5 protein-coding genes and 4 pseudogenes are annotated in these 9,408 nt (G+C 53.3%); 5 read left to right on the top strand and 4 right to left on the bottom strand.

The window, feature by feature from the left end; genetic code table 11:
- Positions 1 to 333: 333 nt before the first annotated feature.
- Positions 334 to 513, bottom strand: coding sequence for a hypothetical protein (locus MX571_RS21555; RefSeq protein WP_246989444.1), 180 nt, complete (start codon positions 511 to 513; stop codon positions 334 to 336).
- A gap of 345 nt (positions 514 to 858) precedes the next feature.
- On the opposite strand from MX571_RS21555, the gene MX571_RS21560 reads away from it, so the two are divergent.
- Both MX571_RS21560 and MX571_RS21565 read left to right on the top strand, forming a co-directional pair.
- Positions 859 to 1,035, top strand: coding sequence for a hypothetical protein (locus MX571_RS21560; RefSeq protein ID WP_247421552.1), 177 nt, complete (start codon positions 859 to 861; stop codon positions 1,033 to 1,035).
- A gap of 370 nt (positions 1,036 to 1,405) precedes the next feature.
- Positions 1,406 to 3,379, top strand: a complete 1,974-nt coding sequence (locus MX571_RS21565) for a 3-hydroxyacyl-CoA dehydrogenase/enoyl-CoA hydratase family protein (RefSeq protein ID WP_282594766.1) — start codon at positions 1,406 to 1,408, stop codon at positions 3,377 to 3,379.
- A gap of 542 nt (positions 3,380 to 3,921) precedes the next feature.
- On the opposite strand, the pseudogene MX571_RS21570 reads toward MX571_RS21565, so the two are convergent.
- Positions 3,922 to 4,900, bottom strand: a pseudogene (locus tag MX571_RS21570) (transposase).
- A gap of 313 nt (positions 4,901 to 5,213) precedes the next feature.
- On the opposite strand from MX571_RS21570, the gene MX571_RS21575 reads away from it, so the two are divergent.
- The 3 genes and pseudogenes from MX571_RS21575 to MX571_RS21585 all read left to right on the top strand — a co-directional run bounded on the left by MX571_RS21575 (position 5,214) and on the right by MX571_RS21585 (position 8,528).
- Positions 5,214 to 6,356, top strand: coding sequence for an acyl-CoA dehydrogenase (locus tag MX571_RS21575; protein WP_246989507.1), 1,143 nt, complete (start codon positions 5,214 to 5,216; stop codon positions 6,354 to 6,356).
- 576 nt (positions 6,357 to 6,932) lie between these two features.
- Positions 6,933 to 7,567, top strand: a pseudogene (locus MX571_RS21580) (IS6 family transposase).
- A 211-nt stretch (positions 7,568 to 7,778) separates the two neighbouring features.
- Entirely contained in the window at positions 7,779 to 8,528 is a 750-nt protein-coding gene (locus MX571_RS21585) for an IclR family transcriptional regulator (protein WP_246989506.1), read from the top strand.
- 416 nt (positions 8,529 to 8,944) lie between these two features.
- On the opposite strand, the pseudogene MX571_RS21590 reads toward MX571_RS21585, so the two are convergent.
- Positions 8,945 to 9,273: pseudogene (locus MX571_RS21590) on the bottom strand (transposase); the annotation flags it as partial.
- A 36-nt stretch (positions 9,274 to 9,309) separates the two neighbouring features.
- Positions 9,310 to 9,408 (bottom strand): annotated as a pseudogene (locus MX571_RS21595) (IS1595 family transposase); the annotation flags it as partial.

Here is a 9,408-nt window from a genome sequence, read left to right on the forward strand (position 1 = left end):
TCGCATTTGTACTGACCAGACCACTAAACGTCTCGATCTTTTCGTCCCACAACGCCGGGTACTTCTCGCGGAAGACCATGACTCATTCCGCGTACAACTCTTCTTACACTACCGGGAGATAGCTGTGGTACTTCTGAACCTCTTGACAGCTCTGGGGGCTACGACAGCCCGTCCGATTATACGAACTGTCGCAACTCGTGGACGAGACACGACTCTTTGTGCGCAACCGTGTCGTTGTAGCTAGATTCACCACTGGCAATCCATTAGTCAACTCCCTCAAGTGGAGGCGACAAGCATGGCTGTGAGCAGCCACGCGAAGTCGGTGTTACGACACTAGAGGCTGGCGATACAGCCCAGTTGCGGGAGATAGCTGCCGGCGACGCAGAAGCCGTTGCCGGACGGCTTCTTCGGCTCTCCGGGTGTCTTTTGCTTGGCGTGCTCCTCGCGCGATGGCTTCTTCGCTCCCTTCTTAGCCAGGGTAGTCTCGTCCGCAACCCCGACGATACCGACCACGTCTTCGGCGGCCAGTTCGTCGGCATACTACTCACAGAATTCCACAGCGGTTTCCGTTCCAAACAGAAGCGAGAGGAAATTCAGCGAGAGTGGTTCGTCGGCGACCGTCACCCTATCGATGTAGGAAACATTTTGAGAAATTGTCGTTTTGAGTTGGTGAGTGTAAGTCGTTAACGTTGCGTTACGGGCACGGTTCCTCAAGATCATGTCTGAGTTACTACCGTGATGGTCGTTGACTCGGCCACTAAACAGTTCAGCGTACCGCTGGATTGTATCCCGGTCAACCTGGATGCCGTAGTGGATGTGGGGAATCCGTTTACTCCGGTTGAACAGATTCTCCGAGGCATGGTAGAGCCAGAGGTCGACGATTGGTTTGCAGTAGAGACAGTCCTCGTAGAACCGTTCGGACATCTCTGCGTCGACCCGTTTCTCGTACTGCTTGCACCAGTATCGCTGGATGGTAACCGTTACGTCCTCAAAGCCGTCCTCAGTGATGAGGACGGCGAAGCGCCGTGGGCGTGAATCATGTTTGCGGTAATCGCTTCCCCTGTAGTGTGGACAGGGACGCGGCTTGGCCAGCTGCGTCCCTTCGTAGCTTCGTATCCCGTCGTGAATCGAGTGGGTTAGCGGTAATGACACTAGCGCGTCGAGTCCTCTTCTCTGCCGGCTGTTTCATGCCCTCTAGAAGCCCACCGAAGATCGCACTTTCCACTACATCACCAGCAGCACCCGGTAGTACCTCGAATGAGATTAAACCACTAGAACGTGATTTTCCTATGGTATTGTGAGAGGCCTCGGAAGAGCAATAGAGCCAACCAATGACCGATGAAGCATTAGAGACTAGGGAAAATTATAACAAGGCCGGCGGAGACATCTTAATCACGGTGAAAAAATGAGTGCGTCACTAACCGAAAGTGTAGAGACTGTGACTGTCGTCGGAGGCGGAACAATGGGCCATGGTATCGCTCAAACCTTTGCGATGTCTGGATACGACGTTACGATTATCGACATCGACGAGGACGTCTTGCAAACCGCTCTCGAAAAAATCGAAGGAAGTCTCGAGAAACTCACTGAGGATCCGGATGCCGTATTAGCACAGATCGAGACGACGACATCAGAGGAAGAAGCCTACGGTGATGCCGATCTTGTCGTCGAAGCAGTGCCTGAGAACATCGACTTGAAACAGGATGTTTTTGGTACGATCGATAACCACGCACCGGAAAGAACGATTCTAGCGACCAATACTAGTACTCTCCCGATCACCGAAATTGCGTCCGCGACGGATCGACCGAGCAAGGTCGTCGGCCTGCATTTTTCCAATCCCGTTCAGCTTATGGACATCGTCGAGGTTATCCGGGGTAAGGAAACGGCCAACGATATATTTGAGGCGGCTGAAACAATCAGCGAGGCGATTGGCAAGACCCCAGTACTCGTTGAGAAGGATATCCCTGGATTCCTTATCAATCGGATCAATCTCCGATTCTGGCTTGAGGCAGTTCGTCAGGTTGACCAAGAGGGGCGAGACAGGAAAACAATAGACGCCGCGATCCGGCGAATCGGCCTTCCAATGGGGCCGTTCGAGGTTCTCGACTTCAGTGGTATAGATGTCGCTACCATGGCTGCCCACTCGATGCAAGATCGAGGGGTCGACCTGCACATCCCCGATCTGCTTGAAAAAAAGGAGGAGGCCGAGAATTACGGTATGAAGACCGGTGAGGGTTTCTACACCTATCCAGAACCAGGGGAGTACTCACGTGTTGAGATTCCACAGGAGCGTCGCAATGACTTCGATCCGAAACATCTCGTCGCGCCTGCTGTTAACGAAGCGGCGTGGATGCTGGCGAACGACGTGACCACGAAGTCAGAGATCGACAAGGCGATGCAAATCGGAATAAACTGGCCGCGAGGCCTCCTCGAGATGGCTGACGAGTACGGGATTGACCGACTTGTCGAGACGCTGGAAGAATTGCATGCCCGGTCGGGTTGGGATGAGTATGAACCCAACCCATCCCTTCGTGAATTGGTGGCGAACGAGGAACTCGGGCAGAAGACAGGAACCGGCTTCTACGAGTGGGAATACGAGCAGGCGGAGTTCGAGACGGTTAGATATGAGCGACGCGAATACGCTGCATGGATCACGCTCAACAGACCAGATCGACTCAACGCGCTTGACAAGTCGAGCTGGAACGGTCTGAAGGCCGCTCTCGAGAAGGCAGCGAATGACGACGAAGTGCGAGCGACAGTTCTGCAGGGAGCAGGACGAGCATTCTGTGCTGGCGACGACATCGCGGAGATCCAAAGCCTTGAGTCGACAGAGGACGCCAGGGAAATGTTCGAAGAGGTCCTAGGCCCGACGGTACAAACGGTTCGCAATCATCCGAAACCGATAATTGCGGCAGTTGAGGGAGCTGCTAACGGCGGGGGGTGTGAGCTCGTTCTACTTTGCGATCTTGCAGTCGCCTCTACGAACAGTAGCTTCGCGCTTCCAGAAGGACAGATCGGGGCGCTCCCGCCAATCGGACTCACATACGGTCGGATGAGTCTCGGAAAGAAAGAGATCATGGAAATGTCGTTGACAGGCGATCAATTCACCGCTACTGAAGCGGAATCGATGGGAATCGTCAATTACGCAGTTGATGAAACGCAGGTAGAAGATATCGTTCGTGAACTCGCTCATTCGACGACTGCATCGGGACCGAAGTCTATTAGCGAAATGAAAGACCTATGGACAGGGATGGAAGACGATCTGCTGGAAACGTGGTTTGACGAGGCGATGGACCGACTCGTCAAACGGACGCAGTCGGAAGAAGCTGAGAAGGGACTCGCGGCGTTTCTCGAAAAACGCGAAGCGGACTGGAAGCGATAGAGAGGCCCCGACGGAACTGCACGAATATTGACTGGTGGATACTAACGAATTCGGTCCCGGTGAATCGCTGGATAGCGTCGGTTTCTACCGTTAGAACTAGGGAGATAAAGCGGGAAACCGCCGATGATTATGTCAAAGATCCCCCGCTTCACGAAAAATATACGGAAAGTTCCGCGAACTCGACCTGATATGTACGGTTCACAACATCAGGCAGGCGGTGGCATAGTGAAATTAAACTACGTCCGACGATTCATCACAGCCATTTTAACTAATACCACAGGGGGTGGATTGAATACCGCATCAGGTCGCACCCCCTTCGTATTACTAAAGACTAATTTGCGCATCGTCTGATGGCAGCGAATAGGCTCACTACAACAATGGTCGGACCCTAGATTGTTGATATTATCAACACCAGCTATGGTCGGGGGGTGAATCTGTGGAATAACAATAGTACATTTGTTATTCTATGCCCATAGATGAGAAATCTCTAAGCTACTATTGTCGATATCATCAACAGCTACGAGCGTGCCATAGAATCCATCTCATAGCTTCTCACAGCCCGGTTCGTTTCCTCGCTCGGAGTTTGTGATCGCAACAACGAGTCCGAGGGACAGCGCAAGGAACACTTCTGTTCGTGCGTGGACGCGGCCTCGGGCTCGCGCGAGCCCGAGGCCGCAGTCCTTGACTACGTCGCTGGTTCGTTCGACCCCTATCCGGTTGTTATACGTCTCGTCCAAGATGGATTTTCAGCTGAACATCCTCGACTTGGTCTTCGACCCTGTACTCGATGGCTTTTGGGTCGTCAGGATTTCGCGGATTGTATGGAGCGATTGGCACGACCCCTGCGGCCAGCAGGTGGTCGTGCCAATCGAGGATGTCGTAGGCGCTGTCTCCAAGCATCCAGATCGGTGTATCGACGGCGAGCGCGTCACACGTGACGCGCATCGCCGTCTCTTGGTCTGCTTGTTTGGCCTGTGTGAACTCCGCCGCAATTGGGATCTTTGAACCGGTTGAGACGATCGTACAGCCGAAGCCGTAGTAGTACTCTTCAGTTGTTAGATCGTAGTTCCATGAGGCAGCGTCGTTGTACTGGACCGCCTCGATGTGCGCCGAATCGATGGAGTACGTCGAGTCGAGCAGGCTGCGGGCGGCGGCCTGCTCGACGAGCCTCTCAAAGATATCGTCGACGACGTGTTCAAGGTCAGTGAGAAACCGGTCAATCGTGTCTCTGGATGGTGGTTTGTCGAGTCTGCAGTAGTACCAGACGAGGCCGTGCTGGAGTTCTCGTGCAACCGGACGTGTGCCGTAGATGTCCTTGTAGTAGCAGTGCAGAAAGCCGCGAAAGAGGTCTGGTGGCTGGTGAACTCGTGTTCGCCCACGCTTCGAGGGGGCGAACACATCGTACTCCAGCAGAAACTCGAACTCAAGGTGCTCGAACAGCGGTACCGTCTCGGTAGCCGCGACATTCAAGAAGTCGTCTACCGAAGCTACGTCTTGCAGGGTTGCGCTTGTGTTGGACACACTTCGCGCCCCCTGCTACTTCGTACGTGACGCTTTCTATGACACGCTCTACAGCTCTCCAATCGTTCAACCGGATCGACCAGTCTGATTGCAGCCGAGGTCACCGAGAGCAAACAAGCCTCAGAAGAGGGCGATGCACGTGACACTCGACTCGCTTGCCGGTTTCTTACGCTGTCCTTTCGACTCGTCGTCGCAATCACCAACTATGAACGCGGAGAAAACTTGGCTGGGAGATGCTCAAAGCATTGATAGAGTTTATCACACGTTCGACGTTATATTAAGATATATCATGAAGCCCTCTGCATTTAGATTCATGCATCTCAGTCTCTCGCCGGAGCAGAAGCAAATCAAGGACATGGTCTCCGAGTTCGTGGACGAGGAGGTCGTCCCGCGGGCCTCGGAAATCGACCACGAGGACGAGTTCCCGAGGGACCTCGTCGACGAACTCGCCGACCTCGGGCTGATGGGGATGCCGTTCCCCGAGGAGTACGGCGGCGCCGGCCTCGACTACCACAGCTACCCGATGGCGCTCGAGGAGATCGCCCGGGGCTCGGGCGGCCTCGGCACCATCGTCGCCGCGCACATCTCGCTGGCCGGCAACATGGTGTACGCCTTCGGCGACGAAGCCCAGAAGGAGGAGTACCTCACCCCGCTCGCGGAGGGGGAGGACATCGGCGCGTTCGCTCTCTCCGAGCCGGGCGCCGGCTCCGACGTCCCCGCGATGGAGACGACCGCCGAGAAGGACGGCGACGGCTACCTCGTCAACGGCAACAAGCTCTGGATCTCGAACGGCTCGGTCGCGGACACCGTCACGCTGTTCGCGAAGACGGACCCCGACGCCGGCAACAAGGGCATCTCCTCGTTCGTCGTCCGCCCGGAGGAGGACGACGGCTTCATCGTTGAGGGGACGGAGGACAAGGTCGGCGACAAGGGCTGTCCGACCGCCGAACTCCGGTTCGACGACATGTGGATTCCCGAGGACCGGCTGCTCGGCGAGGAAGGCCGCGGGTTCGTCCACGCGCTCAAGACACTCAACGGCGGGCGCATCACCATCGCTGCCCGCTCGGTCGGCATCGCACAGGCCGCGCTCGACGCCGCCCTCGAGTACAGCCAGGACCGGGAGCAGTTCGACCAGCCCATCTCGAACTTCCAGTCCATCCAGCACAAACTCGCCGACATGGACACGAAGACCCGCGCCGCGCGCCTGCTGATGCACGACGCCGCCGACAAGAAGATTCGCGGGGAGAACTTCATCAAGGAGGCCGCACAGGCCAAACTCTACGCGAGCGAGGTGAGCCGCGAGGTCGCCAATGAGGGCATCCAGATCCACGGCGGCTACGGCTACACGAAGGACTTCCCCGTGGAGCGCTACTACCGCGACGCGAAGCTCAACGAGATTTACGAGGGCACCAGCGAGGTCCTCCGGAACACCATCGCAGAGCAACTTTTCCATTAATAAATGAAGCCGTGAGTTTCTGTTGGGACAAGATGGGGGCCATCCGTTCTATAGTAACCGTTAGAATTTTTTCTCGTAGATTGTCGTGCTGCGTTGAATAGTTGTTAAGTCACGGTTATAGAAGCTCAAACAACGGTTCGGTGTTCGAGATGGCGAACACCAGGATGATTCCCGGAGCTGGCCATTTGTGTTCGGTTAATCTTACTTCCGCGGTTCAGCTACTCAAGTCCAAATAGGCGATAGAACCGTGATTCAGCCGTATCCGAACGAAAGATGCCGCTTGCCGTCCGAAGCAGTACCAGTCATTCAGCAAACTAACGGGTATTTCTTCCGCTCAACAGATGTGTTCGCTCGGGCAAACGTCAGTTGCTCAGCTCGGTGGATACAGTACATTCGATCGATTTTACAGTGGCTCGGACGGATCAAGATTAAACCCCCGAAGTAGGATTAAGGCAGTAAGTGCCGATTTGCCAAGTCTCGAACTCTAACTGCAGGCGACCAAATAGCCGAAAGCAAGATTCTAGGCGGTGTTCGAATAAGGATGAAGAGTGAGGCGGAGCGAACTTCTAGTGGTCAATGCCAGAAATCGCCCGCCTCATCAGAGGTAGCGCCTGCTTCGAGTTAGATTTTCTGGAGCGAGAGGCGACACCCGAACCCGCGAAGAAGCTCGGTATCCGACTCCATCTGGCCTGACTATCACATTCTATTATAGTTCAATTCTTGACATATTGGGTGTCAAACGCTGTCGAACAACCGTTCACAACTGGGTGTAAAAGGCCAAACTACAGCCGCTCGATGGCGCGAACCCGGATCATGTCGCGGTTGACGAGACCGTGATCCAGCTGAACGACGAACGGTCCTGGCTGTACGCTGCTGTCGATTCCAACACGAACCGCTTGCTGAACGTCAAGCTTTCTCCGACTAGAAATCAAGCGATTATCGAGATATTTCTTATTGAACTCCGCGACAAATATCTCGTCGACGACGCGGTCGTTCTCGTCGATTCTGCACCGTGGCTGCAAGCAACACTGCACCGATACGGCCTCAATTACAGATACGAAAAACATGGTAATCGGAACAGCGTCGAACGTGTCTTTCAAGAACTAAAACGACGAACAAACCAGTTCTCAAACTGCTTCAGCCACTCCAAAGCAAGCAGCGTCGAAAATTGGCTTCAAGCGTTCGCTTTCGCATGGAACCAACTTATCTGAACACTACCGATTTCAGCTGCTGAGGTCAGGGTGGCATCCACCTTGGAAATATTACTGCCAGTGTTAACCGAACATCGATAGTGTGACCAGTATAAGTTCGTCTGCTGTTGCTAGTATATTTGATAATCATCCAGCGTTTGAACTCAAGTATCTAAACACTGCCTTGTCGACATCATCAACACTTAAATATTCACCACTGATAGAATTCCACATGACCTCCTCAAAATCGATAAAGTCGGTCCGAACCGCATTCGATATAATCCAACTACTCTCGGAGTTCAGCAATCTAACAGCTACGAAGCTTGCTGATGAGCTAGAGATGAACCGAAGCACTGTCCACGATTATTTACGGACCCTCACAGAGGAAGGTTATGTCATCAATTTGAATGGTGAATATTGTCTGAGTCACAAATTTTTGAACCTGGGAGGAAACCGACGGAAACGAAATGAGTTGTTTCGAACGGCTAGACCGGTACTTAGAGATCTCGCTACCTCAAAAGGTGCACCAGTAGTACTGACTATCGAAGAACGCGGATACGGTGTTGTCCTTTATACAGTAAGCGGAGAGAATATGCAGAACGCACTAATCCACGAAGGAACACATTTTCTTCTTCATTCAGCTGCACCTGGAAAAGCAATTCTCGCCCATTCCCCAGAAGAAAAAGTAGAGGACATAATTGAATCTCGGGGGCTTGCAGCGGTTACTGACCAGACTATTACTGATGAAAATGAGTTACAAAGCGAACTGAGAAACATAAGAAACCAAGAATACGCAATTGATCGCGAGGAGATTGGTATCGGATTACAAGGAATAGGAACAGCAATCACTGACTCAGAGAGTGGAGAAGTCGCGGGCGCAATATCAATGTATGTCCCTGCTAAGAAGTCACACCAGAAGGACATTATTGACTCTTTGTTAGAGGCCGCAAATGTTATTGAAGTCGAACTCTATTATCGTTAGTTCACATCGTTCCTGACGGCTAACTCGATTTTCCGGGGAAGAGAGGTTGGGTCCTCCCAGAAACTTGGACGACGGATGCGGAGATGGTTGTCTCACAGTAGTGAGAGCACAGTCGTCACATGTGAGAGTCAAAGCGGTCGCTCTCCAGAGAGCTACAACTGGATGTGGAGTGACTGACCCCCCGTTCAGTAGGCTATATATCGTAGGAACCCCAACACCATCGGTCAGAACTTCCCACTTCCGACGAAGCATCTCATCGAGGGCGTGGTCGATCCACCTCCAGAATACCTCAAAGCAGACGGATAGTGCTCGCCCGCCCCAGCGGGCAATCAGCCACAGATTCCGCAACAGGTAATTCACCAGTGTGAACACTAACCGAACGACTGGAGCGTCTCACCCAATCACTATAGTAGTCATTAGAAATAGCTACTCACTTTTGGAATAGAGAGTTGGTCGAGAGCTGTATCAATCGCTGTTGTCAGCTCGTCGAGTGACTTAAAGAGGCGGTTGCTAAGAGACGCTTGAAGCTGTCTCCAGCACTCTCCGACCGGGTTCAGTTCTAGCGAATAGCCGGTAACGTCACGAAGGCGGGGTCACGGGTGGTTAGGTCCGTGACGGCCGACGCCTAGAAGTACAGCGCTTCATCCAGCACCACGAGCAGGTCATCTTCGAACTCTTCACTTAATATAAGCATGATATGTTCGGCGTGGAAGGCGGTGACGTACTCTTTGAATTGGGAGAAAAAAAAAAGGAACGCTCTTGTGAAGCACGTTGTTGATTTTCAGAGGGCAGCGTCGAGAGCATGTTTGAGTGCTTCGTCACCTGGTTTTCTGTAGAGTTCTTGCCGGAGCTGAAAGGCTCTGAGATACGGTGTTAGTTT

Source organism: Halomarina salina (assembly GCF_023074835.1).
GTDB lineage: Archaea > Halobacteriota > Halobacteria > Halobacteriales > Haloarculaceae > Halomarina > Halomarina salina.